This window comes from Parvularcula oceani (assembly GCF_000733125.1).
GTDB classification, from domain to species: domain Bacteria; phylum Pseudomonadota; class Alphaproteobacteria; order Caulobacterales; family Parvularculaceae; genus Parvularcula; species Parvularcula oceani.
Map to the genome: position 1 here is coordinate 218,643 of NZ_JPHU01000002.1, position 26,970 is coordinate 245,612.

At 67.9% G+C, this 26,970-nt stretch carries 27 protein-coding genes and 1 pseudogene; 11 read left to right on the forward strand and 17 right to left on the reverse strand.

The features are described from left to right. Position 1: 1 nt before the first annotated feature. The 12 genes from pheT to IE88_RS0103455 form a co-directional block, all read right to left on the reverse strand. Complete coding sequence (pheT, locus tag IE88_RS0103400; RefSeq protein WP_031550145.1) at positions 2-2,386, reverse strand: phenylalanine--tRNA ligase subunit beta; 2,385 nt, start codon at positions 2,384-2,386, stop codon at positions 2-4. Beyond that, positions 2,383-2,841, reverse strand: a complete 459-nt coding sequence (locus IE88_RS18365) for an NYN domain-containing protein (protein ID WP_162178290.1) — start codon at positions 2,839-2,841, stop codon at positions 2,383-2,385. Before IE88_RS18365 ends, pheT begins: the two co-directional genes overlap by 4 nt. 384 nt (positions 2,842-3,225) lie before the next feature. Further along, on the reverse strand, positions 3,226-3,630 hold the full coding sequence (locus IE88_RS0103410) for an acyl-CoA thioesterase (protein ID WP_031550150.1): 405 nt from the start codon (positions 3,628-3,630) through the stop codon (positions 3,226-3,228). Then, the gene (locus IE88_RS0103415) at positions 3,623-4,279 is read right to left on the reverse strand and encodes a hypothetical protein (protein ID WP_031550153.1); all 657 of its coding nucleotides are present in this window, start codon (positions 4,277-4,279) and stop codon (positions 3,623-3,625) included. The genes IE88_RS0103410 and IE88_RS0103415 overlap by 8 nt, the downstream gene beginning before the upstream one ends. A gap of 1 nt (position 4,280) precedes the next feature. Further along, positions 4,281-5,327, reverse strand: coding sequence for a phenylalanine--tRNA ligase subunit alpha (pheS, locus tag IE88_RS0103420; protein WP_031550157.1), 1,047 nt, complete (start codon positions 5,325-5,327; stop codon positions 4,281-4,283). Between the two features lie 47 nt (positions 5,328-5,374). Further along, positions 5,375-6,334: a class I SAM-dependent methyltransferase gene (locus tag IE88_RS16225; RefSeq protein WP_036766506.1), complete on the reverse strand. Its 960-nt coding sequence runs from the start codon at positions 6,332-6,334 to the stop codon at positions 5,375-5,377. An 11-nt stretch (positions 6,335-6,345) separates the two neighbouring features. Next, positions 6,346-6,702, reverse strand: a complete 357-nt coding sequence (gene rplT, locus IE88_RS0103430) for a 50S ribosomal protein L20 (RefSeq protein WP_031550161.1) — start codon at positions 6,700-6,702, stop codon at positions 6,346-6,348. 14 nt (positions 6,703-6,716) lie between these two features. After that, entirely contained in the window at positions 6,717-6,917 is a 201-nt protein-coding gene (gene rpmI, locus IE88_RS0103435; RefSeq protein WP_031550163.1) for a 50S ribosomal protein L35, read from the reverse strand. Positions 6,918-7,021: 104 nt separating this feature from the next. Further along, positions 7,022-7,996 carry an inorganic phosphate transporter gene (locus tag IE88_RS0103440; RefSeq protein ID WP_031550165.1) on the reverse strand — a complete coding sequence of 325 codons (975 nt, stop codon included), beginning with the start codon at positions 7,994-7,996 and terminating at the stop codon, positions 7,022-7,024. A gap of 114 nt (positions 7,997-8,110) precedes the next feature. After that, positions 8,111-8,701 (reverse strand): Smr/MutS family protein, encoded by a 591-nt coding sequence (locus IE88_RS0103445; protein ID WP_031550166.1) that lies wholly within the window; start codon positions 8,699-8,701, stop codon positions 8,111-8,113. Next, the gene (gene mltA / locus IE88_RS0103450; protein WP_036766508.1) at positions 8,688-9,938 is read right to left on the reverse strand and encodes a murein transglycosylase A; all 1,251 of its coding nucleotides are present in this window, start codon (positions 9,936-9,938) and stop codon (positions 8,688-8,690) included. Before mltA ends, IE88_RS0103445 begins: the two co-directional genes overlap by 14 nt. 3 nt (positions 9,939-9,941) lie before the next feature. After that, positions 9,942-10,586 carry a Tim44/TimA family putative adaptor protein gene (locus tag IE88_RS0103455; RefSeq protein ID WP_031550171.1) on the reverse strand — a complete coding sequence of 215 codons (645 nt, stop codon included), beginning with the start codon at positions 10,584-10,586 and terminating at the stop codon, positions 9,942-9,944. A gap of 105 nt (positions 10,587-10,691) precedes the next feature. On the opposite strand from IE88_RS0103455, the gene IE88_RS0103460 reads away from it, so the two are divergent. The 5 genes from IE88_RS0103460 (at position 10,692) to IE88_RS0103480 (ending at position 14,409) form a co-directional block, all read left to right on the forward strand. Beyond that, positions 10,692-11,084, forward strand: coding sequence for an FxsA family protein (locus IE88_RS0103460; protein ID WP_036766509.1), 393 nt, complete (start codon positions 10,692-10,694; stop codon positions 11,082-11,084). A 79-nt stretch (positions 11,085-11,163) separates the two neighbouring features. Continuing rightward, complete coding sequence (gene sdhC / locus IE88_RS0103465; protein ID WP_081871405.1) at positions 11,164-11,616, forward strand: succinate dehydrogenase, cytochrome b556 subunit; 453 nt, start codon at positions 11,164-11,166, stop codon at positions 11,614-11,616. A 3-nt stretch (positions 11,617-11,619) separates the two neighbouring features. Further along, positions 11,620-11,958 (forward strand): succinate dehydrogenase, hydrophobic membrane anchor protein, encoded by a 339-nt coding sequence (gene sdhD, locus IE88_RS0103470; protein WP_036766510.1) that lies wholly within the window; start codon positions 11,620-11,622, stop codon positions 11,956-11,958. A 9-nt stretch (positions 11,959-11,967) separates the two neighbouring features. Next, the gene (gene sdhA / locus IE88_RS0103475; protein WP_031550182.1) at positions 11,968-13,767 is read left to right on the forward strand and encodes a succinate dehydrogenase flavoprotein subunit; all 1,800 of its coding nucleotides are present in this window, start codon (positions 11,968-11,970) and stop codon (positions 13,765-13,767) included. 126 nt (positions 13,768-13,893) lie between these two features. Continuing rightward, on the forward strand, positions 13,894-14,409 hold the full coding sequence (locus tag IE88_RS0103480; protein ID WP_031550186.1) for an energy transducer TonB family protein: 516 nt from the start codon (positions 13,894-13,896) through the stop codon (positions 14,407-14,409). A gap of 12 nt (positions 14,410-14,421) precedes the next feature. On the opposite strand, the gene IE88_RS0103485 is transcribed toward IE88_RS0103480, so the two are convergent. After that, complete coding sequence (locus IE88_RS0103485; protein WP_031550191.1) at positions 14,422-15,537, reverse strand: serine hydrolase domain-containing protein; 1,116 nt, start codon at positions 15,535-15,537, stop codon at positions 14,422-14,424. Between the two features lie 928 nt (positions 15,538-16,465). Between IE88_RS0103485 and IE88_RS0103490 the strand changes: the two genes are divergently transcribed. After that, complete coding sequence (locus IE88_RS0103490; protein ID WP_031550194.1) at positions 16,466-17,266, forward strand: succinate dehydrogenase iron-sulfur subunit; 801 nt, start codon at positions 16,466-16,468, stop codon at positions 17,264-17,266. Here the strand turns inward: IE88_RS0103490 and IE88_RS0103495 are convergent. Further along, positions 17,263-18,234, reverse strand: coding sequence for a threonine ammonia-lyase (locus IE88_RS0103495; RefSeq protein ID WP_031550197.1), 972 nt, complete (start codon positions 18,232-18,234; stop codon positions 17,263-17,265). The two genes, IE88_RS0103490 and IE88_RS0103495, sit on opposite strands and share 4 nt — an antisense overlap. 83 nt (positions 18,235-18,317) lie before the next feature. Between IE88_RS0103495 and zapE the strand changes: the two are divergent. Beyond that, positions 18,318-19,412, forward strand: a pseudogene (zapE, locus tag IE88_RS0103500) (cell division protein ZapE); the annotation flags it as partial. A gap of 41 nt (positions 19,413-19,453) precedes the next feature. Here zapE and IE88_RS0103505 read toward each other — a convergent pair. The 3 genes from IE88_RS0103505 to IE88_RS0103515 are packed head-to-tail and all read right to left on the reverse strand — an operon-like array spanning position 19,454 to position 24,043. Then, positions 19,454-20,086 carry a gamma-glutamylcyclotransferase family protein gene (locus IE88_RS0103505; RefSeq protein ID WP_031550203.1) on the reverse strand — a complete coding sequence of 211 codons (633 nt, stop codon included), beginning with the start codon at positions 20,084-20,086 and terminating at the stop codon, positions 19,454-19,456. 3 nt (positions 20,087-20,089) lie between these two features. Next, positions 20,090-23,200, reverse strand: coding sequence for a bifunctional proline dehydrogenase/L-glutamate gamma-semialdehyde dehydrogenase PutA (putA, locus tag IE88_RS0103510; protein WP_031550206.1), 3,111 nt, complete (start codon positions 23,198-23,200; stop codon positions 20,090-20,092). 60 nt (positions 23,201-23,260) lie between these two features. Beyond that, positions 23,261-24,043, reverse strand: a complete 783-nt coding sequence (locus IE88_RS0103515) for a class I SAM-dependent methyltransferase (protein WP_031550209.1) — start codon at positions 24,041-24,043, stop codon at positions 23,261-23,263. A 175-nt stretch (positions 24,044-24,218) separates the two neighbouring features. Here IE88_RS0103515 and ihfB point away from each other — a divergent pair, with 175 nt between their 5' ends. The 4 genes from ihfB to trpB all read left to right on the forward strand — a co-directional run bounded on the left by ihfB (position 24,219) and on the right by trpB (position 26,954). After that, the gene (gene ihfB / locus IE88_RS0103520; protein WP_031550212.1) at positions 24,219-24,542 is read left to right on the forward strand and encodes an integration host factor subunit beta; all 324 of its coding nucleotides are present in this window, start codon (positions 24,219-24,221) and stop codon (positions 24,540-24,542) included. Between the two features lie 97 nt (positions 24,543-24,639). Continuing rightward, a complete protein-coding gene (locus tag IE88_RS16230; protein ID WP_036766513.1) occupies positions 24,640-25,014 on the forward strand; it encodes a lipopolysaccharide assembly protein LapA domain-containing protein in 375 nt (124 codons plus the stop codon). Beyond that, positions 25,007-25,717: a phosphoribosylanthranilate isomerase gene (locus IE88_RS0103530; protein ID WP_202900417.1), complete on the forward strand. Its 711-nt coding sequence runs from the start codon at positions 25,007-25,009 to the stop codon at positions 25,715-25,717. Before IE88_RS16230 ends, IE88_RS0103530 begins: the two co-directional genes overlap by 8 nt. Next, positions 25,710-26,954: a tryptophan synthase subunit beta gene (gene trpB / locus IE88_RS0103535; RefSeq protein ID WP_031550220.1), complete on the forward strand. Its 1,245-nt coding sequence runs from the start codon at positions 25,710-25,712 to the stop codon at positions 26,952-26,954. Before IE88_RS0103530 ends, trpB begins: the two co-directional genes overlap by 8 nt. The last annotated feature ends 16 nt before the right edge of the window (positions 26,955-26,970 follow it).

Here is a 26,970-nt window from a genome sequence, read left to right on the forward strand (position 1 = left end):
TTTACGCCCGCAGCACCGCCCCCGTCGCCTTCTTCGCCTGCGTGAGAATCCGGTCCGAGACGCCTTCGATGTCCTTGTCGGTCAGCGTGCGCTCTTTCGGTTGCAGGACGACCTCGACGGCGAGAGACTTCTGCCCCTCCGGCACGCCCTCGCCCGAATAGAGGTCGAACAGCCGGACATCCCTGATCAGCGCCTTGTCAGCGCCGCGAATGGCCTTGAGGAGCGCTTCTGCCTGCACGTCGTCATCGAGAACGAAGGCGAAGTCGCGGCGCAGCGGCATCAGCTCGGACGCATCGAGGGCGGGCTTGGTGCGGCTCTTGGATTTGGGACTGGGGATCGCGTCGAGGAAGATCTCGAAGGCGGCGACCGGGCCGGGCACGTCCATCGCCTTGAGGACGCCCGGATGAATCTCGCCGAAGCGCGCGAGAATCTTTTTCGGCCCGAGGCCGAGAGAGCCCTTGCGGCCCGGATGGTAATGATCCGGCCCCCCTGTCAGCGTCATCAGGTTCGCCGTCGGCGCGCCCGCTGCTTCGAGGGCGAGAAGGACGTCCCGCTTGGCGGTGAAGACGTCCGGCGTGTCCTGTCCGCCCCGCCAGTCGCGCGGGGCCGTCCCATAAGCCACGCCGAAGGCGACCGAGCGCTGCCCGTCGGGGGCGTCGCTTTCATAGGCGCCGCCGATCTCGAACAGGCGCACATCTTCCGCGCCCCGCGCTCTGTTCCGTGCCAGGGCGAGCAGCAGGTTGGGCAGCGCGGTCGGCCGCATCACGCCGAGATCGGAGGAAATGGGATTGGACAGCTTCAGCCCCGGATCGGTGCCGCCGAAGAGCTTCGCCGCCTCTTCATCCGTGAACGCCCAGGTGACCGCTTCGAGATAGCCCTGCCCCGTCAGCGCCGTCCGCACCGCGCGCTGGCGCGCGATCAGCGGCGCGACCTTGCGGGTCGGCACCGCTTCGAGAGGCGGCAGGGTGGCGGTCGGCAGCTGGTCGAGCCCGACGATCCGCGCGATCTCCTCGACGAGGTCCGCCTTGATCGTCACGTCGGGCCGGCTCGTCGGCACGGTGACGGACCATGTCTCGCCGCGCTCCACGCCGAAGCCGAGGGCGGTGAGGATGCGGTCCATCCCGTCCTCGGCGACCTCGATGCCGGTCAGGCGCGCGACCTCCGAGGGCGGAAAGGCGATGACGGTCGGCGCCTTCTCGACGCTGCCCGCCAGCGCGATCTCGCTCGGCTCGCCGCCACAGGCTTCGAGGATGAGCCGCGTCGCAAGCTCGAGGCCCGGCAGGGTCGAGGCCGGATCGACGCCCCGCTCGAAGCGGTAGCGGGCATCCGAGGTGATGTTCGTCTTGCGCCCCGTGCGCGCCGTGCGCAGCGGATCGAAGAGCGCGCTTTCGATCAGCACCTCCGTCGTCTCTTCGGTGCAGCCCGAATATTCTCCGCCCATCACGCCGCCGAGCCCGAGGACCCGCGCATCGTCCGCGATGACGCACATCGTCCCGTCGACCTCATAGGTCTTGCCGTCGAGCGCCTCGAAGCTTTCGCCCTCGGCCCCGAGCCGGGCGCGGACCGTGCCGGTCAGCTTGTCTGCGTCATAGGCGTGGAGCGGCCGGGCGCGGTCATAGGAGAGGAAGTTCGTCACATCGACCAGCGCATTGATCGGGCGCAGCCCGATGGCGCGAAGCCGCGCCTGGAGCCATTGCGGCGAGGGGCCGTTCCTCACGCCGCGGATCAGGCGCGAAGCGAAGGCGGGGCAGGCCTCCTCGTCGTCGATCTCCACCGGCACAGGCTGAGCGAAGGCCCCTTCGACCGGTTCGGGCGCTTGCGTGACCAGATCGCCGATCCCGGCGGCGGCGAGGTCGCACGCCACGCCGTCGACGCCGTTCGTATCGGGACGATTGGGCGTCACCTCGAAGTCGATGACGGGATCGTCCGCGCCGAGAATGCCTGCGACCGGCGCGCCGACCTCTGCCGTCTCCGGCAGCTCGAGAATGCCGTCATGGCCCTCGCCGACCTCCAGCTCCTTGGCCGAGCAGAGCATGCCGAAGCTTTCGACGCCGCGGATTTTGGCCTTGGTCAGCGTCGTGTCGATGCCCGGGACATAGGCGCCGACCGGCGCATAGGCGACTTTGATCCCCTCGCGCGCATTGGGCGCGCCGCAGACGATCTGCTGGTCGCCGTCTCTGGTCTCGACCGTGCAGACCTGCAGCTTGTCGGCGTCCGGATGCTTTTCCGCCGAACGCACATAGCCGACCGTCACCGGGCTGAGCGCCGCGGCGGGGTCCGTCACCTCCTCGACCTCGAGCCCCACGCGCACCATGGCGTCCGTGATCTCGGCGAGAGAGGCGTCCGTGCGCAAGTGATCCTTCAGCCAGGACAGGGAGAATTTCATTCTGGTTGCTCATTAAGTTGAGGCATCTGCCTACGCGGCAAGCCGGTCTGGACACCATCTATGTGCTCGAACAGAGCTGGCCTCACAGACCAGCCCATAGGGTCGAGAATTACTTCGACCCCCTCGCGACGAGCTAGTTTGGCAGTCGTCACAAAGTCGCTGTCGCCAGCGACTAAAATGATGATATTTGCCTGCCGTTTCAGCGTGATCGATGCCATATCGGTGCCGATACGCATGTCGACTCCCTTCTGGCGCAATCCGAACTCAAAATGGTCGTCAGTTAGATCGGTTGGCAAGAGTTCCTGCCGGGCTACAGCCTTGGAAGCTTTCTCCGACAGGCGCCAACCATGCTCTCTATATACATCGCCAAGCCGAACCGCGAATTTTCGTGTCTGACGAAGCTCTGCGTGAAGCCTATTGCGGAAGTCAGCTTCCGGTGTTTTCGAGTAGTCCAACCTCTGTCGTGATACAGGACGTTCAGTCGACCCTTCGAATGGTTTAGCGTCGTAGTAGAATGCGCGGTAAAGCAGCGACCAGTGGCTCGAAGCGCAGTAGGTTCGGTTGAGGCGGTACAGGTGCCCCCCAACTAATTTATTTAGTGCATCTGCTGTGCTTGCAGGATCCGCCCCTTTCAAGTCAGGGCGCAAGGATGGGAGCCGTTTAAGAAAAAAGCCCCCGTCAATAAGAACGGCTACTCGAGGTCGGTCGTACATAAGTTGCCCCCTGGTTTCGGACAGGCCCGGAATCGCTGGCTCTCACCAGGGGCCCGCGTACTCCCAGGGGGCGGATAGACGTCATTTAAACACCGATTCGCAGCCTGGGAATTAATTTCTCTCGCTTCACGGAGATGTTTTTTCCGTTTCTCGCGGCAGCGGCGCGGGGCGCCCCTGCTCGTCGAGATGCACATAGGTGAAATCGGCCTGGGTGACCTTTTCGCGGTCCCCGATCAGGCCGCGCCGCACCCAGGCCTCGATGCGGATGGTCACCGAGGTGCGCCCGCGGCGCACCGCTCGGTCATAGATGCACAACACGTCGCCGACCTTCACCGGCGCGACGAAATGCATGGAATCGACTGCCACGGTCACGACGCGGCCGCCGGCCAGCTCCGCCGCCATCAGGCTGCCGGCGATGTCCATCTGGCTCATCACATAGCCGCCGAAGACATCGCCCGCGCCGTTGAGGTCGGCGGGCATGGGCATGACGCGGATGGCGAGTTCGCCTTGGGGTTCTTCGGTCTCAGGCATCCTCGCCTCCTTCCTCCGCCCCGCGAGAGGCGGTGTAGCTGTCCCAGATCGCCTCGACGGGGTCCCCGCCGGCCTCGCACTCGGCGACCGGTTCGGGACGGGCCGCCGCGGGGGACCCTTCGCCCTCGGTCCGCTCGAAGCATTTGTCGAAGACCGAGCAATAGCAGAGCGTCAGGCGCATGGCGTCGTAATTGGTGGTCGCCTCCTCGCGCATGAAGGCTTCGAGTAGAGCCCTGTTCTCCGGCGTGTCGTCCCACTCGAAGCGCATGATCTGGCGCTGCTCGCCGGGCGAGAAGAAGCCGCGCACGGCGGTGAAGCTGAAATCCGCCCGCTCGCCCAGCTCCTCGTTCAGCACAGCGCCCGCAAAGGCGTCATAGGTCGAAAGAACTTCCTCGCCGCTCGCCATCTCCGCCGCCTCGACGAAGGCGATGCCGTGCCCGGTATTACGCACGTCGATCGCCACGCGCAGGTCGTCCGGCGCCGTGCTGACCGTCGCGCGGACATCCATCAGCGGCATGAAGCTCGCCTCCTGGCTGCGCCGCATGAGCCGCGCCTCGTCCCAGGAAACGACGACGGCGACCACGCTGGTTACCAGCGCGGAGACCGCCATCACCGTGTTCGCGTTGACGTTCCCGAGCCAGCGCCGCATGTCACTCTCCCGGCTTGAACCCGTAATGCTCGATCCAGCGCGTATCGGCCGCGAAGAAGTCGCGCAGGTCCGGAATGCCGTATTTCAGCATTGCGAGCCGGTCGACGCCGACCCCGAAGGCGAAGCCCTGATACTCTTCCGGGTCGAGGCCGCAGGCCGTCAGCACGTTGGGATGCACCATCCCGCAGCCCAGGATCTCCATCCAGTCCCCGCCCGTGCCGATCTCGATCCTCTCGCCGTCGCGGGCATAGCCGACATCCATCTCCGCCGAGGGTTCGGTGAAGGGAAAGAAGTGCGGCCGGAAGCGGGTCTTCACCTCGTCCACCTCGAAGAAGGCCTTGAGGAAGGCTTCGAGCGTGCCCTTGAGGTGGCCCATATTCGTGTTCTTGTCGATCACCAGCCCCTCGACCTGGTGGAACATGGGCGTATGCGTCTGATCGCTGTCGCAGCGGAAGGTGCGGCCCGGCGCGATGATCCGGATCGGCGGCTTCTCCTTGAGCATGGTGCGCACCTGCACCGGGCTCGTATGCGTGCGCAGAAGCATGCGCGAGCCGTCATCCTTGGGCTCGAAGAAGAAGGTGTCGTGCATCTCCCGCGCGGGATGGCCCTCGGGGAAGTTGAGCGCGGTGAAATTGTGGAAGTCGTCCTCGACATCCGGCCCCTCGCGCACCTCGAAGCCCATCGCCGCGAAGATCGCCTCGACCTCCTCGAAGACGCGGGTGACGGGGTGGATGCGCCCGCGCGGCGGCAGCGCGACGGGCAGGGTGACGTCGACCGCCTCCTCCTCGAGCTGCCGGGCCAGCGCCTCCGTCTCGAGCACCGCCTTGCGCGCGCCGATCTTCTCGCCGACCCGCTGCTTGAGGCTGTTCAGGCGCGGCCCCGCCTCCTTGCGCTCTTCCGGCGTCATCCGGCCGAGCGTCTTCATGCGTTCGGATACGAGGCCCTTCTTGCCGAGGGCGGAAACGCGCACCTCTTCGAGCGCGCGGATATCCGCTGCGGCATCGATGCGGGCGGTGATGTCGTCTTCGAGGCGGCTGAGATCGTCCATGCGGGCCTGATGCCCAAATGCGCCGCGCGAGACAAGCGCAAGGCGCGTCAGGACGGCGCCCGCTGCGCCCCGCGATAGTGCCTCACCGCGTCCTTGGGCCCGAAATCCGTGCCGGTCTTGCGGCCGAGGAAATAGACCCCGCTCGCCCCGTCCACCGCATAGGTCTCGGGCACCAGCCGATCGAGATATTGCGTCCAGAAGAAGAGGAGCTTCGCCGCCTTGCCGGCCGCGCGGGAGCGGAAGACGCTGCGCGCGAGGTAATCCGCCGACCACATGAATTGCAGGCCCGGCCCGCCATTGGACCCGGAGGCCAGCGTCTCGAAGCGCCGGAAGAGATAGCGGTGCCCGCTTTCGGTGAAGCGGGTGAAGTCATAGGCGCCTTCATGGACCTGCTGCATGAAGGGCGTCTCGGCATAGACGACGCCGCCGGGCTTCAGGACCCGCTCGATCTCTTCGGCCACCCGCCAGGGCTCCAGCACATGTTCGAGCACGGCCTGGATGACCACGCCGTCAAAGCTCTCATCGGCGAGCGGGATCGCATGGGCGTCGCCCACGAACTGCGTATAGGGGGAGGCGTAGATATCGAAGGCGACGACCGACAGGTCCGGCTCGTCATAGATCGGGGCGAGGCCGCGGCCGATGCTGCCCCCGCCGATGACGAGCACGCGCGGCCGCTCCGCCCTCTCCTTCACCGCCGCGATGAAGCGGGCGACGTTGTGCTGCGTGCCGTCCTTTTCGGGAGAAAGCAGCGACTTCACCATCCCGGCCGCGCCGCGATAATCCTGCCGCTCGACCTTGGAGGCGCCATGCGTCGCAAGGGTCTCCTCCTCGTCGAGGACCGAACGGTCGAAATCGACGAGGAAGGGGGTGTCCGAGAGGAGAGCGTAGCGCGGCGCTTCGCCCTCCCCTTCGGATATCAGCCATCCCGCCCCGTCCGTCCGGAGGGGGCGTCCCGTGCGAGGGCAGCGATAGAGCTCGCGGACCTCGGCGGGAGGGGCGAGAGGCATGGTGCCGCGCCTTAGGCCAGCGCGCCTTTCGCCTTCTCGACGAACCCGGCGAATGCGGCGGGTTCGCGAGCGGCGATCTCGGCGAGCATCTTGCGGTCGACCTCGATGCCGGCCTTGGAAAGCCCGGACATGAAGACCGAATAGGTCATGCCGTGCTCGCGCGCCGCGGCGTTGATCCGCTGGATCCACAGAGAGCGGAAATTGCGCTTGCGGGCCTTGCGGTCGCGATAGGCGTACTGGCCGGCCTTCTCGACCGCCTGATTGGCGACGCGGAAGGTGTTCTTGCGCCGGCCCCTATAGCCTTTGGCGTTCTTGATGACCTTGCGGTGACGGGCGTGGGCGGAGGTGCCGCCGGTGACTCGTGCCATGGTTCAGACCTCCTTCAGCGCGCGTAGGGCATGTATTTCTTGACGATGGCCTGATCGGCCTCCGCCATGACGGTGGTGCCGCGCTTCTGGCGGATCTGCTTGGGCGTGCGCTTGATCATGCCGTGGCGCTTGCCGGTCTGACCGCATTTGATCTTGCCGGACCCGGTGATCTTGAAGCGCTTCTTGGCGCCCGATTTCGTCTTGAGCTTGGGCATTTGGACCTCTTGGGGTTGGGTGCGGCCGCCGAGGCATGCCTGAAGCCAGGCGGCCGGAAAGGCGGGGGTTATACCCACGCCTCACGAAAGCGCAAGCAGGCCGCTCAACCCGCCAGCGCGGCGCCGAGGCGCGGCAGGCCGACGGCCAGCACGACCGACACGATCAGGCCGAACAGCGCCTTGCCCGCGTCCGAGGCGACGATCTTCGAGGTCGCGCCCACGCTGCGGACCTGGGACAAGGTGGCGATGGCGTATTCGCGCCCGGCGATCAGGCCGAGGAAGACCCAGGTGGTCGACATCGGGATGTCGTTGAGTTCCTTGAAGTACCAGAGGAGCGAGGCATAGGTGAAGTCGATGATCGTCGCCGAGCGGATGTCGGTGACGGCCGTCTTGGAGCGCAGGATGCGCTGCACCGGGCCGCCCCTGTTGGCGAAGGTGATGCCGAGCAGCACCACGATCACCGCCATCGCCGTGAAGGACTGGGCCGCATTGAGCTGCCGCGGCAGGAAGACGAAGATGTTGGCGAAGTCCTGCATCAGCCATACGCCCCACAGATAGGCGGTGGTGGTCCATTGCGCGGCGACCCAGATCGTGCCGCGCGGGCGGTCCTCGGTCTTGCGGAAATAGCGCTCCAGCGTCGGGGTCAGGATCGCGTAGAGGACGCCGCCCACGACGAAGGCCAGGATGTAGCCGATCCCCGACTTGACCAGCATGGAGTTGAGGCCGGCGGCGGTCGCGAAGATGGTGAGGACGAGGAAGGTCGTGGAGACCGGAATGCCGAAGCGCGTCAGCAGGAGGAGGACGAGCGGCGGAATGGTATGATACCACTGCACCTCGAAAACGGGATATTTGCTCGTATTCGACAGGCGCCCGAAGGACGGATCACCCGAATTGACGATCCAGCCATAGGTGAAGACCGCCACCAGCACGACCGCCGCGAAGGCGAAGAGCAGCGTCCAGTGGACATGCCGGTTCGAGTTGATGAACGTGCCGAGGGTCTGAAGGGCGTCGTTCCCGACGACCGCATAGGCTGCGAAGAGAAAGCCCAGCGCGGCCCAAATCTCGATACCGACGACCATTTACGCCCCGCGTTTCCTGCCCAAGCTTCTGTCGCATCCCGCCCGTCCGGCGCCGCTAGCGCGGGGGTGCAACGGTTTCGTGACAGCCCGCCCTGCCAGATTCGCCGCCGCGCTTCAGCCCCGCCTGCGCTTGAGGAAGACATAGAAGGCGCCCCTGCCGCCATGCTTCTGATGCGCCTGCCGAACGGACGCGATCCGCTCGGAAAGCGGCGCCTCCTCCACCCAGTCGAGGAAACGGCGGCGCAGTATGCCGCGCGGGGCTTCGGCGAAGGGCACGGCGGGGGCGTCGCTGCCCTTGCCGGTGACGACGAGAAGCGTCCTCGCGCCATTGGCGGCGGCGAAGCCCACGAAGCTGACGAGCCGCGCATAGGCCGCCGCCTGCGTCATGCCGTGAAGGTCGAGCGTCGCGTCGATTTCGCGGCGGCCGCGCGCGACGCGGCGGGCGAGCTTGGGGTCCCCGCCATCGAGCTTCGCCGGCGGCGGCGGCGGCGCTGCCCGCTGCGGCGGCGGCGCAGGCGGCCCGGCCGTCTTCCGGCGGCGCACGGGACCGGCCGGCGGCGGCGGAGCCTCGGGAAGGCTTTCCGGGCCTGAGCCGGGATTCGGAGCGGGCGCGGGATCGAGCGGCGTCACGCTTTCCGCGACGGCCTGCCAGAGCGCCCGTTCGGAGGCGCTGAGGCGGCGTCCCCTGCCCTCACGCCGCCGCATCGAACAGCCGTTCCGCGAGCGGTTCCGGCAGCAGAACGATGAGGCGCCCTTCGGCCTTCATCGTTCCGGCCAGCGCGGCGGCCCCCTCTCCCGCGCCATAGAAGACATCGCCGCGCACAGGCCCGCGGATGGCGCCGCCAGTGTCCTGCGCGACCATCAGCCGGGCGAGAGCGGGATTGTCGGCGCTCGGCCGGGTGGCGAGCCAGACGGGCGCGCCCATCGCGTGGAAGCGGCGGTCGACGGCGAGGCTGCGCCCCGGCGTCAGCTGCACGCCCTGCGCGCCAAGCGGCCCGAGCGCCTCGTCTTGAAGCGAGAGCGCGCGGAAGAAGACATAGGAGGGGTTCGAATGCCGCACGCGGGCCGCGTCTTCGGGCGCGGCTTGGGCGAGCCAGCTGCGGATCGACTGCATCGAGACGTCTTCGAGCGCGAGATGGCCCTCCTCGACGAGAGTCTTGCCGATGGCGACATAGGGGCGCCCGTTCTTGGCCGCATAGCCCACGCGCAGGCTTTCCCCGTCGGGGAAGACGAGCCGGCCCGACCCCTGGATCTGCAAGAAGAGGAGGTCATTGGGATCGACGAAGCCGAGCGCTTCGGCGCTCTCCGGCGGCTCCGCGGCGAGCGCCTGCGCATCGTCATAGGGCACGAAGCGGTTTCCCTGCACGCGCCCCACGATGTCCTGTCCGCGCAGGCCCTCCTTGAAGGCGCCGAGATCGGCGGTGAGGAGATCGTCAGGCCGCGTGAGGACAGGAGCGTCGCGCAAGCCCTGCGCCGCGCGGCGGGCGGGATAGCTCGGTTCGAAATAGCCGGTGAAGAGGCTGGCCTCGGCCGTGATCTCGACCGGCCGGAAGGCGCTCTCGAAGAAGGCGCGCACGGCATCGGCATCGGCTGCCCGCTCGGCCAGATCCGCCGCCTCCTCGCAGGCGGGCCGCCAGTCGGCCACTCTGCCCGAAAGGCTTCCGACGCCCTCATGGCCGAGCTGCTCGACCGGGTTGGCGGGCGCATCGTCCGGGCGCTTCAGGAGCGCTTCGCAGGAGCGCAGGAAGACCGGCAGCGCGTCTTCCACGGCATCGGCCCGCCAGCCGGGCAGCGCGGCGAAGCGCAAGGGGCGAAGGCCGAAAGGCGGCTCTGCGGCAACCTCTTCGGCCGGCCTCTCGCCTGTCGGCGAGAGGAGCTCGAACAGGGCGAGGACGGTAAGAACGGCGGCCGCCGCCCCGCCCGGCAGGAACAGGCGACGCATGGCTCAGGCGGCCGGCGCGGCGCCGTCCGTGGCGACGAGTGTCCAGTTGGGGTCCCGCGCGCCGAGCTTGCGCGCGAAGGTCCAGCGGTCGCGCACGGCGTCGATCCGGTTGGGATCGCCGTCGATCACCTCGCCCTCGGCATTGCGCGTGACGCGGATCTGGTCGGAGCGGTAATCGACCGTCACCTCGATATGCGCGCTCTGGCGGTGGGCCTCGACGACCTCCGCGCGCTCGATGCCGACAAAGGTGACCTCCATCGTCTGGCCCGCACCCCTGCGCCCGTCGATGGCGACCTCGAACGCCTTGCGCACGCTCGGATCGACATAGGGCGCGACCTCGGACAGGTCGCCCTCGGCAAAGGCGGTGACGATCATCTCATAGGCGGCCTTGGCGCCTTCCTCGAACTCGCGCGGATCGAAAGAGGCGTCGTCCTCGCGCACCGTGCGCACCCAGGCGGGGACGGGCCCCTTGGGCTCAGGACGGGGCTCGGGCTCCTCGGCGGCGGCGGCGTTTTCCGAAGGGCGCGGAGCGAGACTCGGACGCTCGCCCTCCTCGGGCTCGTGCCCGCCCTTGGTGCCGAGCACGGAGAAGAGGCGGTAGCTCAGGAAAGCCGCCAAAGCGGCGAAGAAGATGAGGCTCGGGTCCATGGGATCCTTCGGGCAGGCCGGTCTGCCCCCTCGTTACCTGTTACGAACGTCATATGTAAGACCGAGGTTCCGATCCGCTGCCCCCGACGTTCTGAAGAGGCCTTCATGTTCTACCTTCTCCTCGGCCTTCTGGTCATCCTGCCGATCGCCGAGATCGCCGTCATCGTCGAGGTCGGCCAGGCGACCAACTGGCTCGTGGTCGTCCTCCTGACCATCCTGACCGCGGCGCTCGGCGCGGCGCTGATCCGCTGGCAGGGCCTCAACGCCCTCAAGGAGTACCGGGCCGCCGCGGCCCGGCGCGAGGTCCCGGTCGGCGCGGCCGTCGACGGGGTGAGCCTGCTGCTCGCCGCGCCCCTGATGATGACGCCGGGCTTCATCACCGACGCCTTCGGCTTCGCCCTTCTGATTCCGCCGGTGCGGCGCACGGTCGCGAGGGCGCTCCTGCGGCGCGTGAAGCGCGGGATCGACCGGGGACAGGTGCGGATCATCCGCCGCTGAGCATCGATGCCGTCTCATGGCGCGTTGACTTGCCACGGTGCCTCCGTAGTGTCCGCCGGCCTATAGTCGGAACACACGCATGTCACAGTCTTCTGCCGATACCCGGCCGCGCGCTGCGGCCTCCGCCGTAAGGATGAAGCGGGCTGGGCGCGACGCGCCGCTCTCGCCGCACCTGTCGATCTGGCGCTGGACCCCGGTCAACACGACCTCGATCCTGCACCGCGCGACGGGCATCGCCAATGCCGCGGGTGCCACGCTTCTCGCCGCCTGGCTCGCCTGCGGCGCGATCGGCGAGGGCGCCTATGACGTGGCGACCGCGATCCTCGGCTCGCCCATCGGCCTTCTGATCCTCTTCGCCTTCACCCTCTCGGTGATCTACCACATGACCAACGGCATCCGGCACCTGATCTGGGATTCGGGCCACATGATCGGCAAGGCGGGGCGCGGCACCTCGGCCTATGCGGTCTACGGCATCGCTCTTGTCCTGACGATCCTGGTCTGGATCGCCGCCTTCACGCTCGCGGGGGCCTGAGCCATGGCATCGAAAGCCACGAACCATTTCGTCATGCAGCGCCTGACGGCGATGATCCAGGTCCCGCTGGTGATCTGGCTCATCATCGCCGTCGTCGGCCATGCCCGCGACACCCATGCCGAGTTCCTCGCCTGGGTCTCCAGCCCGCTGACGGCGATCCTGCTGGTCGTGCTGATCCTGTCGATCAGCTACCACCTGCGGCTCGGCCTCGGCGAGGTCGTGGACGACTATGTCCACGAGAAGAAGCGGCTCAAGACCGGCCAGACCCTCGTCTCCCTCTACGCCCTGGCGGTCGGCGCCGTCGCGCTGTTCTCCGTCATCGCCATCACCCTGATTGCCTGAGGCTTTCCCATGAGTGCCACTTTGCCCAGCTCGAAATACGAGATCGTCGACCACGCCTATGACGTGGTCGTGGTCGGCGCGGGCGGCGCCGGCCTGCGCGCCACGCTCGGCGCGGCCCAAGCGGGCCTCAAGACCGCCTGCGTGACAAAGGTCTTCCCGACCCGCTCCCACACCGTCGCGGCGCAGGGCGGCATCTCGGCGAGCCTCGGGAACATGGGCGAGGATGACTGGCGCTGGCACATGTACGACACCGTCAAGGGGTCGGACTGGCTGGGCGACCAGGATTCGATCGAATATCTGTGCAAGCACGCGCCCGCCGCCGTCTATGAGCTCGAGCATTGGGGCGTGCCCTTCTCGCGCACCGAGGAAGGCAAGATCTACCAGCGCGCCTTCGGCGGCATGACCAAGAATTTCGGCGAAGGCCCGGTGCAGCGCACCTGCGCCGCCGCCGACAGGACCGGCCACGCCATCCTGCACACGCTCTACGGCCAGGCCGTCCGCCGCCAGGCGCAGTTCTTCATCGAGTATTTCGCGCTCGACCTCATCATGGAAGACGGCGAGTGCCGCGGCGTGATGACCTGGAATCTCGAGGACGGCACGATCCACAGATTCCGCGCCAAGATGGTCATCCTGGCGACCGGCGGCTACGGCCGGGCCTATTTCTCCTGCACCTCGGCCCACACCTGCACGGGCGACGGCAATGCCATGGTCCTGCGCGCAGGGCTCCCGCTCCAGGACATGGAATTCGTCCAGTTCCACCCCACCGGCATTTACGGCGCGGGCTGCCTCATCACCGAGGGCGCGCGCGGCGAGGGCGGCTACCTCACCAATGGCGAGGGCGAGCGCTTCATGGAGCGCTATGCGCCCTCCGCCAAGGACCTCGCCTCCCGCGATGTCGTCAGCCGCGCCATGACCATGGAGATCCGCGACGGCCGCGGCGTGGGCGAGCACAAGGATCACATCCACCTCAACCTCAACCACATCCCGGCCGAAACGCTCGCCGAGCGCCTGCCCGGCATCTCCGAGACGGCGCGCATCTTCTCCGGCGTCGACGTCACCAAGGAGCCGATTCCGGTCCTGCCGACCGTCCACTACAATATGGGCGGCATCCCCACGAACTACTGGGGCGAGGTCGTCACCAAGGAGGGCGAGGATTCCAACAAGGTCGTCCCCGGCCTGATGGCGATCGGCGAGGCGGGCTGCGTCTCGGTCCACGGCGCGAACCGCCTGGGCTCGAACTCGCTCATCGACCTCGTCGTCTTCGGCCGCGCGGCGGGCCTTCGCTGCGCCGAGATCCTCGATCCGAACGAGCCGATCCCCGAATTCAGGAACGGCGCGGGCGACAAGGCGCTCGACCGCCTCGACCGCTTCCGCCACGCCAGCGGCTCCACCCCGACCGCCGAGCTTCGCCTCAACATGCAGAAGGTGATGCAGAACAATGCCGCCGTCTTCCGCACCGGCGAGACGCTGGCCGAGGGCAGAGAGAAGATTCGCGGCGTCGAGCGCGGCCTGCCGGACGTCTCGGTGACCGACCGCACGATGATCTGGAACACCGACCTCGTCGAGACGCTCGAATTCGACAACCTGATCAGCCAGGCCATCGTGACGATGGACTCGGCGGCGAACCGGACGGAAAGCCGCGGCGCCCATGCCCGCGAGGACTTCCCCGACCGGAACGACGACGAGTGGATGAAGCACACCATCGCCTGGTACGAGGACGGCGACACCGACATCGACTACCGCCCGGTGCACACTTGGACCATGTCGAACGAGATCAGCTATATCGAGCCGAAGAAGCGCGTCTACTGAACGAGCGCTTCACCGGACTGGAAAAGCCCCGCCGCTGGCGGGGCTTTTTTATTCCCGGCAGCGCTCTGCAAGCGGCTATGGCAGGACGGATGTCACTTCGGTAATGGTGCGGCGGAAGGGGCTTTCATGAAGACGAGATTCATCCTGCTGGCCGGGCTCTGCGCCTGCGCATCCACCGGCGAGCCGCTGCCCGCTCCGCAAGAAGAGGAACGGGTCTACAGTCCCGTCGCGATCCGGGAGCCGACCGCTGCCGCCGACTCTCCCCTGATCGCGCGCTTCGTCAGGAGCCACGTCTATGACGAGACGCTGATGCGGTATGTGCCCCGGCCGGAGGACCGGCCCTATTCGGGCGAATTCGACGACGTGATCGCGAGTAGGAGCTATCTGCCGCTCGTCCGGTTCCCGCCGCAGGATTTCGAGAACTGCCGCGGCAGCGCGAAGGCGTCTGTGCATCTGCGCTTCGACGTCCTGCCGTCCGGCCGCACCGGGAATATCGAGATCGTGGACAGCACGGATGCGTGCTACGGACACAGCGCCGCGGAAGCCGTCGGCCGGTGGCTCTATCAGCCCGCCCGGACGCGCGAAGGCGGACTGACGGTGACGGGCGTCGAGACGACCGTGAGCTTCGACTTTCAGAGCTAGAGCGAACCGCTCCTACTCCCCCGCCACGAACAGCTCGAGGAACTTCGCGGCCAGCGGGTTCTTCTCGATCTGCGCCTTGGTCAGCGTGTCGATCTCGGTCCTGATGCCGTCCGTATTGCCCAGGGCCACGAGCGTCCAGCCGTCATCGGGCGCCTTGAGGAGCAGCCCGGCATAGGCGTCGGGCCACCAGCCGCCATGCCAGACCAGGCGGTGCCCCTGCCAGTCCTGCACGAACCAGCCATTCGCATAGGGCGCGGGCTCGCCATCCGGATCCCGCGGCGGCGTCCACATCGCCTCGCGCAGCGCGGGCGGGAGGATCCGTCCCTCGTCGAGCGCCACCGAATAGGCTGCGAGGTCTTCCGCGCTGGCGATGATGCCGGAACTTGCATTGAGTTCGGGATTGGGCAGCACCGAAGGCGCCAGGCCGTCGGACTGTTCCGGCGCATGGCGGAAGGGCGGCGCGAGGTGGGTCAGGGCTGCGGCCCCTTCGGCATCCCGCCATCCGGCCGCGACGCTGTTCAGGCCGGCGGGCTCGATCACATAGGTCCGCATCCAGTCGCGCCAGGAGCGGTCCGTGTTCTCCTCGACCCAATTCGAGAGCCGCCCGAAGACGACCGGGTTATAGAAGAAGGACGTGCCCGGCTCGCCCTGCACGCGGTTCTGGAGGACCTGGCGCAGCGTGATCGGTCCCTCGCAGCGCACGGGTTCGACCGTGCGGCCATCGTCGAGCGTTCCGCCGCCGAAGATGATGCCGCTGCCGCCGAGCCACTCGCAGCGGCCGTCCCAATCGCTCAGCGTGGTGAAGTCGGCATCGAGGTCGATGTGCCCGTCCGCCTCCATGGCGAGCAGGGTCGCGGCGGTGAAGGTCTTGGTGATCGACGCGGCGAGATAGGAGGTCTGCGGCGTGGTCGGCTCCTCCGCGTCATGGTCCTGCCAGCCGAGGCTCTCGGTCATGACGATCTCGCCGTCCTTCGCGAGCGCGACCGAGAAGCTGAGGACCGCGTTCTCCTGCCGGAACTCTCGCAGGAAGTCGCGGAACGCCTCGATGCGCTCGGTCGGCACTTCGGCGCCGCTCGCCGGGGCGATCATGGCCGCACCGAGCAGCAGCGCCGCGATTGCCGATTTCATATCTACCCCCTCATGGTCCTCTGATGGTCGATGCATAGCGCACACCGCGCGGCGAGCGACCATACCATGCAGCGTCCGATGCGGCGGGCGCCACCGGGCTTCACCCCCTGCGCAAGCGGCCCGCCGCTGCACGCGTCCGTTCGTCCCGAAATGGGCCCCGGCGCGGGGGCCGGGGTGACAGCGGGTAAAGCGCGGCGTCACCCCGGCCGGAGCGCAGCGGAGAGCCGGGGCCCATCTCGGACCAGCGGGCGCTGCGCACGATGTGGCGGGCGGCGCCGGGCGATGGTGGATCATGATCCACCCTACTTGTCCCCGCAGCCTCCACATGGCGCATACTCACCCCTCGCGCCGGGAGAGGGCTGTGCGGGATCCATCACCGCTCTGCCCGGCGCCGCGGAGCCTGCGTGCCCGTCACTCGTGACGGGGATGGCACGCGCCGGGCGAGCTCCGGAGGGGCCCCGGCGAGAGGCTGAAGAGCCGAAAGGGCCTCGCGCCGCGCGCGGCGAGGGTGTGGGAAGCCCGAACCGAGCCGACACAGTATTCATAGACCCTCCGTCGGCACGGAAGCCGCGCGCGGGACCCTCATCTTCTGCAAAACCGGCTCGGACGGATGATGACGGCTGCGCGGAGCTCACCGGCGGCACCGACGCATGGTGGATCATGATCCACCCTACGAGCCGCTCCGTGCCCGCCACCTGCGCCCCCTCTCCCCGCGGAGCGAGCGACGTCCAGGAGCGAGCCGGGCCGCAAGGCCCGTCGCCGCAGGCGTCAGCACCAGGAATGCGCGACGTCCAGGAGCGAGCCGGCAGCTCCGCTGCCGTCGCCGCAGGCGTCAGCAGATAGGAGAGACAATTCGCGCTTTGCACTGCAGCGTGCGCCCGGCTAGTCAGGCAGCGAAGAACACCGAACACGAAGGCATAGGGGCCCGATGGTCGAACTCACGCTTCCGCGCAATTCCAAGGTCAACGGCAAGGGACGCACCTTCAGAAGCGACCGCGCCGGAAACGGCGCGACTGCGCTCCGGACGGTGAAGGTCTATCGTTACGACCCCGAAACCGACGAGAACCCGCGTCTCGATACCTATGAGCTGGACGTGTCCGGCGTCTCCATGGTTCTGGACGTCCTGATCAAGATCAAGTCCGAGCTCGATCCCACCCTCGCCTTCCGCCGCTCCTGCCGCGAAGGGGTGTGCGGCTCCTGCGCCTTCAACATCAACGGCACGAATGCGCTCGCCTGCACGACCGGGCTCGACGAGCTCAAGGGCGGGACGATCACCATCTATCCGCTGCCGCACATGCCGGTGGTCAAGGATCTCGTCTGCGACCTGTCGAAATTCTACGAGCAGCACGCCGCGATCCAGCCTTGGCTGCAAAGCGCGGCGGAGCCGGAGACCGAGCACCTGCAGAGCCCGGAGGAGCGCGCCAAGCTCGACGGCCTTTACGAGTGCATCCTCTGCGCCTGCTGCTCGACCTCCTGCCCCTCCTATTGGTGGAACGGGAACAAGGAGAACGATCAGGAATATCTCGGCCCGGCCGCGCTTCTCCAGGCGCATCGCTGGATCAAGGACAGCCGCGACGATGCCATCGATGACCGGCTGGCCTTCCTCGACGACACGTTCAAGCTCTATCGCTGCCACACCATCATGAACTGCGTTCAGGTGTGCCCGAAGGGCCTGAACCCGGCAGAGGCCATCGCCGAGATCAAGCGCCTCCAGGTCGAGCGCCGCTAAGCTGCGCCGAGCGCGCTTTCGAGGCGCTCGGCATCGACGTTTCCGCCCGACAGGGTGACGAGCGTCGTGCGGCCTGGCGTTTCGACCTGACCGTTCAGGAGCGCGGCGAAGGCCGCCGCGCCGCCCGGCTCGAGGACCACGCGCAGCTCTTCGAGGCCGAGGCGCATCGCGGCGAGGGCCTCGGCATCGGAGACCGTGACGCCGCGCGCGCCCCGCGCTTTGAGGATCGGGAAGGTCAGCTCGCCCGGCGTCCGAATGAGGAGGGCGTCGCAGATCGACCTCGCGCCGGGCATGTTCTCGCGCCGCTCGCCCGCTTCGAGCGAACGCCTCGTATCGTCGAACCCTTCGGGCTCCGCCGTGAGGATCGCGCAGCCCGGCGCCTCCCGCTCCAGCGCCAGCGCGATGCCCGAAGCGAGCCCGCCGCCCGAGCAGCAGATGACCGCCTGGTCGAGGGCGAGGCCCATCGCGCGCGCCTGCGCAGCCGCCTCGAGGCCGATCGTCCCCTGCCCTGCAATGGTCGCCGGATGATCATAGGGCGGGATCAGCGCCGCCCTCCGCTCGGCCGCGATCTCCGCCCCCATCTCCTCGCGGCTCTCGGTCTCGCGGTCGTAGAGGACGACCTCCGCGCCGTATTCGGCGGTCCGGCGGCGCTTCGTCTCGGGCGCATCCTTCGGCATGACGATCACCGCCGGAAGGCCCGTCAGCTTCGCGGCATAGGCCACGGCCTGCGCGTGATTGCCCGACGAATAGGCGACGACACCCCCTGCCCGCTCCTCCTCGGTCAGGCACAGGATCGCATTGAGCGCTCCGCGGATCTTGAACGAGCCCGTCAGCTGGAGGCATTCCGCCTTGAACAGCACCTTGCCCCCGAACCGTTCGTCCAGGCGCGGCGAATGCAGGAGCGGTGTCGGCAGGACCCGGCCCGACAGCCGCTCCGCTGCGGCATCGACATCGGAAACGGCGACCATGGCAATCCTCCTCGCTGCGGGGCGTGCTAGGATGGAGAACGCCCGGTTGCCAGCCGTCCTCCCCCGCCCTAGCTGCGCTTTCTGTGACAGGTCCTCTTTCCCGATACCACGCTCTTCTCGAGGACGACCGGCTCGACCCCGATCCGGCGCAGGAGGACGCCATGCAGGCGCTGCAGGCGCTTCATGACGCCCTCGAAGCCTATGAGCCGCCGCGCCTCACTCTCTTCGGCGGCCCGGATGCGCCCCGCGGCCTCTATCTGTGGGGCGGGGTCGGAGCAGGCAAAAGCCTTCTCATGGATCTCTTCTTCGAGACCGCGCCGGTGGAGGAGAAGCGGCGCGTTCACTTCCATGCCTTCATGCAGGAGGCGCACGGCCTGATCGGCCGCTGGCGCGGGCTCAGCGATTCCGAGCGGCGCAAGGACCCGAGCAGGGCCCGGCGCGCGCCGCTCGACGATCCCATTCCCCATGCGGCCAAGGCGCTCTTTTCGCGCGCCCGCCTTCTCTGCTTCGACGAATTCCAGGTCAGCGACGTCACCGATGCGATGATCATGAGCCGCCTCTTCGAGGCGCTGTGGGAGCGCGGCGCGGTGGTCGTCGCCACCTCGAACCGGGTGCCGGACGACCTTTACCTCAACGGCCTCAACCGCCAGCTCTTCCTGCCCTTCATCGAGACGTTGAAGGGCCATTGCCGGGTGATGGAGGTGAAGGCCGCCAGGGACTACCGGCTTGAGCGGCTGGAGCGTCAGCCGGTCTATCACGCGCCGCTCGGCGAGGAGGCCGAGGCGGCGATGGACCGCGCCTGGGCCGATCTGACGGCGGGCGCCGAGCCGCAGGAGACAACGCTTCGCGTCGGCAGCCGGGCCATACCGATCCCCTGTGCGGCGCGGGGTGCGGCCCGCGCAGGCTTTTCGGACTGGTGCCGAACAGCGCTCGGGGCCGCGGATTATCTCGAGATCGCCCGGACATACCAGGCGGTACTACTTGAAGGCGTGCCGGTGATGACGCCGCAGGACCGCAATGAGGCCAAGCGCTTCGTCACGCTGATCGACGCGCTCTACGAACATCGCTGCAAGCTGGTCATGTCCGCCGAGGCGGCGCCCGATGCGCTTTATGCTGCGGGCGATGGCAGCTTCGAGTTCGCCCGCACGGCGAGCCGCCTCCACGAGATGCAGTCGCGGGACTACCTCGCCCTGCCGCACCGGCAGGGCGAGGACGCCGCTCAGTCGTCGAGATAGGAATAGCTGGCGCCGGCGCCCTGTTCCCAGTCCGGCGTGATCCGGATGTAGTCCCGGATGCTGGTCTCACCGTCGGCGAGGAAGGAGGTGTCGAGGAAGTCCTGATAGACCTCGTCGGACACGGACCGCACCGCCCGCAGGATATGCGACAGATAGGTCGGGAAGGGCAGGACGTCGTCCCGCCACAGGCGGCCCGGGTAGTACTGCCCGACTCTGCGGTAATACTCGTCCTCGGTGACGCATTTGTTCAGGCGGTAGTCTTCGTCGGTGGTGCCCGTCGTCATCCGGGCGGGCGTCACCCGCCCCTCGGCATCGACGGTGTCGACCATCACCCAGCGATAGCGGTGCTCCCGCTCATAGAGCGCGAGGAAGTCCTCGTCGTCGCACTCGAAGCGGCAGCAGGTCATCTCGAAACCGGGCTCGGCCCGCGTCGAGCAGGCGGCGATGTCACGGCGATCCGGTGTCGCGCCATGGCGGGCGAAGAAGACGACCGCGACCTTGTCGAAGACGCGCTTGTAGCCGCGGACGGTGACGAGCTGGAAATCGCGGAGATTCGGCACGGTTTCCCGCGCCGAAGCCTCGCTGAGCAGTGATCCGTAACCGGCGACGACCGGCATCGGCTATTCGCCCGACATGGCGATCAGGCTGGCATTTCCGCCCGCCGCGGTGGTGTTGATCGTCACCGTCCGCTCCTCGCAGAAGCGGGTGAGATAGAGCGGGCCGCCCGCCTTGGGGCCGGTGCCAGAAAGGCCCCTGCCGCCGAAGGGCTGCACGCCGACGACCGCGCCGACCGTGTTCCGGTTGACGTAGACATTGCCCGCCGGCGCCCGGTGGACGATGCGCTCGATCCGTTCGTCGAGGCGGGTGTGCAGGCCGAAGGTGAGGCCGTATCCGGTCGAACCGATGGCGTCGAGCACGTCGTCGATCTGGTTGGACTTGTAGCGGACGATGTGCAGGATCGGACCGAAGGCCTCCTGATCGACGGCGCGAAGGTCGTCCATCTGCACGATGCGCGGCGCGAAGAACGTGCCTCCCTCCGGCGCCTTGCCTTCGTAGAGGACCTTGCCGCGTGACGAGACATCCTCCCAGTGCCTGGCGAGGCGGCCGCGCGCCTCTTCGTCGATGACCGGGCCGACATCGGTATTGGGATCGCCGGGATCGCCGAGTTCGAGCAGCTTCGCCGCGCCGATGATCATCTCGGTCATCAAGTCGGCGACGTCCTCCTGAAGGTAGAGGACCCGAAGGGCGGAACAGCGCTGGCCGGCGCTTCGGAAGGCCGAGCTGACGACGTCGTCGGCGACCTGCTCGGGCAGGGCGGTCGAGTCGACGATCATCGCGTTGATGCCGCCGGTTTCCGCGATCAGGGGCAGGATGCCGCCCTCGCGCTCGGCGAGCGTCCTGTTGATCGCCTTGGCCGTGCCGGTCGAGCCGGTGAAGGCGACGCCGTTGATCCGCTCGTCGGAGACCATGGCCGCGCCGACCTCGCCGCCGCCGAGGAGGAGGTTGCAGACCCCGGAGGGCACGCCCGCCTCGGCCATCAGCTCGACGGCCATTCTCGCCGTCAGCGGCGTCTGCTCGGCGGGCTTGGTGACCACGGTGCAGCCCGCGGCCATGGCCGCGACGGCCTGGCCGACGAAGATCGCCAGGGGGAAGTTCCACGGCGCGATGCAGGCGAAGACGCCACGGCCCTCGAGATAGAGAGTGTTCGTCTCGCCGACCGGCCCCGGCAGCTCGCGCGGCGCCATTAGGTCTTCCGCGCCATTGGCGTAGAAGCGGCAGAAATCGGCCGCCTCGCGCACCTCGGCGATGCCGTCATCGACGGTCTTGCCCGCCTCGCGGGCGAGGACGCCCAGAAGCCGGTCCCGGTTCGCTTCCAGGATGTCCGCATAGCGCCGGAGGATCTCCGCGCGCGCTTCGGGTCCGCGCCTGTCCCAGGCCGGGAAGGCGTCCCTCGCCGCGGTCACGGCGTCATGCACCGTCTCCTTCGTGGCCTCGCGCCACTGCCCCGCGGGCTCGCCGGTGACGGGGTTGAGGCTCGGCTTGACGGTTTCGCCGCCCGCATCTTTGCCGTTCACGATCGAGGCGATGGGCGCCGACGGCACGCCATAGCCCGCAACGGCCTGCATCAGCCCTTCGAGGTCGGGCCTGTATCCAAGCTCCGCGCCCGGGCTGTTGGGCCGCAGGGGGTAGAGCTTGAGCGGCATGCGGATCAGCGGATGCCTGACGGGCTCGCCCGCCTCGATCAGGCCCTTCAGCTCGTCGGCCGGCTGGCTGAGGAGGTCGTCATCGCTGACGCGCGGGTCGGCAACCTGCGCGACGAAGGAGGAATTGGCCGCATTCTCGAGCAGCCGCCGGACGAGATAGGCGAGAAGCTCCTTATAGCCGCCGACAGGCGCGTAGATGCGCACCGGAACGTGCGAATCCTTCAGCTCGTTGTCGTGCAGCACCTCGCCCATGCCGTGCAGGCGCTGGAACTCGTAACCGGCATCGGGCCCTTCGCCGCCCAGCTCGATCAGCGTCGCCATGGTCAGGGCATTGTGCGTCGCGAATTGCGGATAGAGATGCTCGCGCGCGTCGAGCAGCTTGCGAGCGCAGTCGTGATAGCAGAGATCGGTTGCGACCTTGCGCGTGAAGACCGGGAAGCTTTCGAGCCCCCGCTCCTGCGCGCGCTTGATCTCGGTATCCCAATAGGCGCCCTTCACGAGGCGCACCTTGAAGCGGCGATCGAGGCGCCGCGCCACGTCCTCGACATAGTCGATGACCTGCGGCGCCCGCTTCTGATAGGCCTGCACGGCGAGGCCGAAGCCGTCCCAGCCCGCCAGCCGCTCGTCGCTCGCCACCTTGGCGAAGACGTCGAGAGAGATTTCCAGCCGATCGGCCTCCTCGGCATCCACCGTGAAGCCCAGATCGTGCTCCTTGGCCGCCAGCGCCAGCGTCGTCAGGCGCGGCACCAGGTTCTCCATCACGTCCTTGCGGTTCTTGAGGAAGTAGCGCGGATGGATGGCGGACAGCTTGACCGAGATGCCGGAGCGGTCGGGCATGTCGCGGCCGATCTTGTCCGCGCGATTGCCGATCGCCTCGATCGCGGAGGCGTAGGCCTTGCAGTAGCGGATCGCGTCCGCCTCGGTGCGGGCGGCCTCGCCCAGCATGTCATAGGAGTAGCGGTAGCCCTTCTTCTCCTGCTTAGCGGCGCGCTTGAGCGCGTCCTCGATCGTCTCGCCGAGCACGAAATTGTGGCCCATGAAGTTCATGGCCTGGCGCGTGCCCTGGCGCACGACGGGGCTGCCCAGCCGCCTGACCATGCCGCGCAGGACCCCGCCCGGCGTCTCGCCGGGCGTCACGATCCGCGCGGAGAGTCCGATGCCCCAGGAGGCGGCCATCAGGAGCCATCCCTCGTCGCCGTCCGGCGCGTCCCAGTCGCCCGCGCCGAGCTTGTCCTCGATCAGGCGGTCCTGCGTGGCGGGGTCGGGCACGCGCAGAAGCGCCTCGGCCAGCACCATGAGGGCAAGGCCCTCCTTGGTGGAGAGCGCGTATTCCTGCATGAACTCTTCGAGGCCGGCGCCCTTGGGCGCCTTGCGGATGCGCTCGACATAGCCGCCCGCGCGCTTGCGGATCCGGGCCTCGAGAGCCGGATCGAGCTGGCTGCGGCTCAGCAGTTCCTCGACCAGCCTCTGGTCGGAAGGACAATAGTCGGCTTCGAAAAGGGGCATGGGCGCATCGGAGTAGGGCATGACGATCTCCTGACCATCACGACCTAGCGCGTCAACAAAAGTGTCAAACGGTTGCGTGAGCTACAGCTTCCATCCCCCGTGCAGCGCCGCGATGCCGCCGGTCAGGTTCTCGACCGAGACGCGGGAGAAGCCGGCCGCCTCCACCTCCGCGGCGAAGGCGCTCTGGGGCGGGAAGCGGCGAATGCTTTCGACGAGGTAGCGATAGCTTTCGGCATCGCCCGCCACCGCCTTCCCCAGGCGCGGGATCACGGCGTCCGAATAGGCGTCGTAGAGCGCCCCGAAGCCGGCCGTGACGGGGCGCGAGAATTCGAGGCAGAAGAAGCGCCCGCCCCGCCGCAGGACGCGCCGCGCCTCGGCCAGAGCCCGGTCGCGATGGGTGACGTTCCGGATTCCGAAGGCGATCGTGTAGGCATCGAAGCTGCCATCGGGGAAAGGCAGGCGCTCGGCGTCGCCGCACACGCGCGCCAGCCTGTCGCCCAGCGCGGCCGCATCCCGGCGCTCCCGGCCCGCCGCCATCATGGAATGGTTGATGTCGCAGATGACCGCGCGCGCTTGGGGGCGGCCGCGTGCGGGCCGCCCATCGGCGCGGCCGAGGAATCCGGCGGCGACGTCGCCCGTCCCCCCTGCGACATCCAGTAGCACCTGTCCCGGCTGCGGCGAGAGCCGGTCGAGCAGGACCTGCTTCCAGGCGCGGTGCACGCCGGCGGACATCAGGTCGTTCATCACGTCATAGGCGGGCGCGACCTGGTCGAAGACGCCGCGGACGAGGCTCTCCTTCTCGGCCTCGGGCACATCGCGGGCGCCGAAGCTGACGGTGCGGGGGGCGGGATCGGAAGTGCTCATGCCGCCTTCTGGCTCCGGAGCGGCTCTGGCGCAATCATCACGCGGAGTTGACAAAGGTTAAATAAAGCGGTTTTCTATGATCCCGTAACGGGTTGGGGGACGTTCGGGCGTCGTGCGGCGGGTTTTCGGTCCTTCCGCTAGCGACCGGCCGCCACCCCGCATTGGAGGAGCGGCAATGATCAAGTCAGAGTTGATCCACAAGCTGGCCGAAGAGAATCCTCACCTCTACGCCAAGGATATCGAGCGCGTCGTGAATACGGTCTTCGGCGAGATCGCCGATGCCCTGTGCCATGGCGACCGCGTGGAGCTGCGCGGCTTCGGCGCCTTCTCCGTCAAGCACCGCGAGGCCCGCACCGGGCGCAATCCCCGCACGGGCGAAGCGGTGGAGATCGAGGAGAAGTGGACCCCCTTCTTCAAGGCCGGCAAGGAAATGCGCGAGCGGCTGAACAAGGAGCCGCTCGACCTCGACACGGCAGGCGCGGCGCGCCGCAGCGCCTGATCCGGCTATCGGACCGGACAGCCGGGCAGAGCCCCTGGCTGAAAGCAATATGCCTTCGTTCTGGCCAGATCGAAGAGGCGCGGCTATCTGACCGCTCATGAGACGCTTCCTTACCGTCCTCCTCCTGTTCGCGATCGGCGTCCTGCTGGTCGTCTTTTTCGTGTCGAACCGGCAGGAGGTCTTTGTCAGCCTCGATCCCTTCGCGCCGGAGGATCCGGCGCTCGGCTTCGGCCCCATCTCCCTCTCTCTCGTCCTGATCATCCCGCTCTTCGTCGGCTATCTGCTCGGCGCGCTCGGCATGTGGCTGTCGGGCGGACGCAACCGCCTGCTCGCCCGCGAACGCAAGCGCGAGATTTCGCGCCTGCGCGAGGAGCTGAAGGCGGAGCGCGAGATGCGCCCGCGCGAAGAAGGCGCCCTGGTGCCGGTATCGGGCGCGGACGCGTCGCGGAGCGCGCCGGCCATCCGTGCCTGAAAACGTGCCTTTGGGCCTGGGCCGCTCCGGCCTCGTGAAGATCTGCGGCCTGACGGACGAGGCGGCGATGCGGGCCGCCACCCTTGCGGGCGCCGACCTTGTCGGGCTCGTCTTCGTGCCGGGCAGCCCGCGCGCGGTGACGGCCGAGGCGGCGCGGGGATTGGCCGAAACGGCGCATGGCAAGGCGGCGGTGGTCGGCCTCTTCCAGAACCCCGCCCTTTCGGAGATCGAGGAGGTGCTCGAACAGGTGCCGCTCGACATGATCCAGCTGCACGGAAGCGAGGACGCCGAGGATGTCGCGCGCATCGGCGCGGGCTTCGGCCTGCCCGTCATCAAGGCCGTCTCCGTGCGCGAGCGCGGCGATCTCTTCGCGAGCAATGGCATGCCCGCCGACCTGATGCTCTACGATGCGAAACCGCCCGAGGGCGCGCGGGCGGCCGGCGGGCATGGCGCAACCTTCGACTGGCGCGTGCTCCAGGGGCACGGCCACCGCACGCCCTGGCTTCTGGCGGGCGGCCTCACGCCGGACAATGCCGCCGAGGCGGTTCTCGCCTGCGCCGGGATCACGGGGTTCCGGGGCCTCGATGTCTCCTCCGGCGTGGAAGCTGCCAAGGGGGTCAAGGACCCCGCGCTCATCACCCGTTTCGTCGCGGCCGCCCGTGCTGCTATGGGCGTCCTCGAAAGGACCGATCCCGATGTCTGACACCGTTCGTGCGAACACCTATCGCGAAGGCCCCGATCAGGACGGCCGCTTCGGCCTGTTCGGCGGGCGCTTCGTGGCCGAGACCCTGATGCCGCTCGTGCGCCAGCTCGAAGCCGAATACGAAGCGGCCAAGACCGATGAGAGCTTCCACGCGGAGTTCGAGGAGCTTCTTTCGACCTATGTCGGGCGCCCCTCCCCGCTCTATTTCGCGCGCCGCCTGACCGAGCATGCTAGGAAGGGCGCGGCCGAAGGCCATGGCGCGAAAATCTATTTCAAGCGCGACGAGCTGAACCATACGGGCGCGCACAAGATCAACAATTGCGTGGGCCAGGTCCTCCTTGCCCGGAGGATGGGCAAGACCCGGATCATCGCGGAGACCGGTGCGGGCCAGCACGGCGTCGCGACCGCGACGGTCTGCGCGCTCTTCGGCCTCGACCTGACCGTCTATATGGGCGCCACCGATGTCGAGCGGCAAAAGCCCAATGTCTTCCGCATGGAGCTTCTGGGCGCCAAGATCGTGCCCGTCACCTCCGGCACGGGCACGCTGAAGGACGCGATGAACGAGGCGCTGCGCGACTGGGTCACCAATGTCGCCGACACCTTCTATGTGATCGGCACGGCCGCAGGGCCGCACCCCTATCCGGCCATGGTCCGCGATTTCCAGTCCGTGATCGGACGGGAAGCCAAGGAACAGATGCTCGCCGCCGAAGGCCGCCTGCCCGACACGATCATGGCCTGCATCGGCGGGGGCTCGAACGCGATCGGGCTCTTCCACCCCTTCCTCGACGACAAGGAGGTGGAGATCATCGGCGTCGAGGCGGCGGGCAAGGGGCTCGATACGGACAAGCATGCCGCCTCCCTGACGGGCGGGCGGCCGGGCGTGCTGCACGGCAACCGCACCTACCTTCTTCAGGACGAGGACGGTCAGATCACGGATGCCCATTCGATCTCGGCCGGGCTCGACTATCCCGGCATCGGGCCGGAGCATGCCTGGCTGCACGATAGCGGCCGCGTCACCTATACCTCGGCGACGGACGAGGAAGCTCTGGCGATGTTCCAGCTCTGCTGCCGCCTCGAGGGCATCATCCCCGCCCTCGAACCCTCCCACGCCCTCGCCCGCGCGCTCGATCGGGCGGCCGAGATGCGCGACGACCAGATCCTGCTGCTGAACATGTGCGGCAGGGGCGACAAGGACGTCTTCACCGTGGCCGCCGCGCTCGGCGAGAAAGTGGACTGACCGGTCTGGCCTTCGC

Coding starts and splice junctions, on each gene's coding strand:
- pheT (WP_031550145.1), bottom strand. CDS start 2,386: ATGAAATTCTCCCTGTCCTGGCTGAAGGATCACTTGCGCACGGACGCC.
- IE88_RS0103410 (WP_031550150.1), bottom strand. CDS start 3,630: ATGCCTGAGACCGAAGAACCCCAAGGCGAACTCGCCATCCGCGTCATG.
- IE88_RS0103415 (WP_031550153.1), bottom strand. CDS start 4,279: ATGCGGCGCTGGCTCGGGAACGTCAACGCGAACACGGTGATGGCGGTC.
- pheS (WP_031550157.1), bottom strand. CDS start 5,327: ATGGACGATCTCAGCCGCCTCGAAGACGACATCACCGCCCGCATCGAT.
- IE88_RS16225 (WP_036766506.1), bottom strand. CDS start 6,334: ATGCCTCTCGCCCCTCCCGCCGAGGTCCGCGAGCTCTATCGCTGCCCT.
- rplT (WP_031550161.1), bottom strand. CDS start 6,702: ATGGCACGAGTCACCGGCGGCACCTCCGCCCACGCCCGTCACCGCAAG.
- rpmI (WP_031550163.1), bottom strand. CDS start 6,917: ATGCCCAAGCTCAAGACGAAATCGGGCGCCAAGAAGCGCTTCAAGATC.
- IE88_RS0103440 (WP_031550165.1), bottom strand. CDS start 7,996: ATGGTCGTCGGTATCGAGATTTGGGCCGCGCTGGGCTTTCTCTTCGCA.
- IE88_RS0103445 (WP_031550166.1), bottom strand. CDS start 8,701: ATGCGGCGGCGTGAGGGCAGGGGACGCCGCCTCAGCGCCTCCGAACGG.
- mltA (WP_036766508.1), bottom strand. CDS start 9,938: ATGCGTCGCCTGTTCCTGCCGGGCGGGGCGGCGGCCGCCGTTCTTACC.
- IE88_RS0103455 (WP_031550171.1), bottom strand. CDS start 10,586: ATGGACCCGAGCCTCATCTTCTTCGCCGCTTTGGCGGCTTTCCTGAGC.
- IE88_RS0103460 (WP_036766509.1), top strand. CDS start 10,692: ATGTTCTACCTTCTCCTCGGCCTTCTGGTCATCCTGCCGATCGCCGAG.
- sdhC (WP_081871405.1), top strand. CDS start 11,164: ATGTCACAGTCTTCTGCCGATACCCGGCCGCGCGCTGCGGCCTCCGCC.
- sdhD (WP_036766510.1), top strand. CDS start 11,620: ATGGCATCGAAAGCCACGAACCATTTCGTCATGCAGCGCCTGACGGCG.
- sdhA (WP_031550182.1), top strand. CDS start 11,968: ATGAGTGCCACTTTGCCCAGCTCGAAATACGAGATCGTCGACCACGCC.
- IE88_RS0103480 (WP_031550186.1), top strand. CDS start 13,894: ATGAAGACGAGATTCATCCTGCTGGCCGGGCTCTGCGCCTGCGCATCC.
- IE88_RS0103485 (WP_031550191.1), bottom strand. CDS start 15,537: ATGAAATCGGCAATCGCGGCGCTGCTGCTCGGTGCGGCCATGATCGCC.
- IE88_RS0103490 (WP_031550194.1), top strand. CDS start 16,466: ATGGTCGAACTCACGCTTCCGCGCAATTCCAAGGTCAACGGCAAGGGA.
- IE88_RS0103495 (WP_031550197.1), bottom strand. CDS start 18,234: ATGGTCGCCGTTTCCGATGTCGATGCCGCAGCGGAGCGGCTGTCGGGC.
- IE88_RS0103505 (WP_031550203.1), bottom strand. CDS start 20,086: ATGCCGGTCGTCGCCGGTTACGGATCACTGCTCAGCGAGGCTTCGGCG.
- putA (WP_031550206.1), bottom strand. CDS start 23,200: ATGCCCTACTCCGATGCGCCCATGCCCCTTTTCGAAGCCGACTATTGT.
- IE88_RS0103515 (WP_031550209.1), bottom strand. CDS start 24,043: ATGAGCACTTCCGATCCCGCCCCCCGCACCGTCAGCTTCGGCGCCCGC.
- ihfB (WP_031550212.1), top strand. CDS start 24,219: ATGATCAAGTCAGAGTTGATCCACAAGCTGGCCGAAGAGAATCCTCAC.
- IE88_RS16230 (WP_036766513.1), top strand. CDS start 24,640: ATGAGACGCTTCCTTACCGTCCTCCTCCTGTTCGCGATCGGCGTCCTG.
- trpB (WP_031550220.1), top strand. CDS start 25,710: ATGTCTGACACCGTTCGTGCGAACACCTATCGCGAAGGCCCCGATCAG.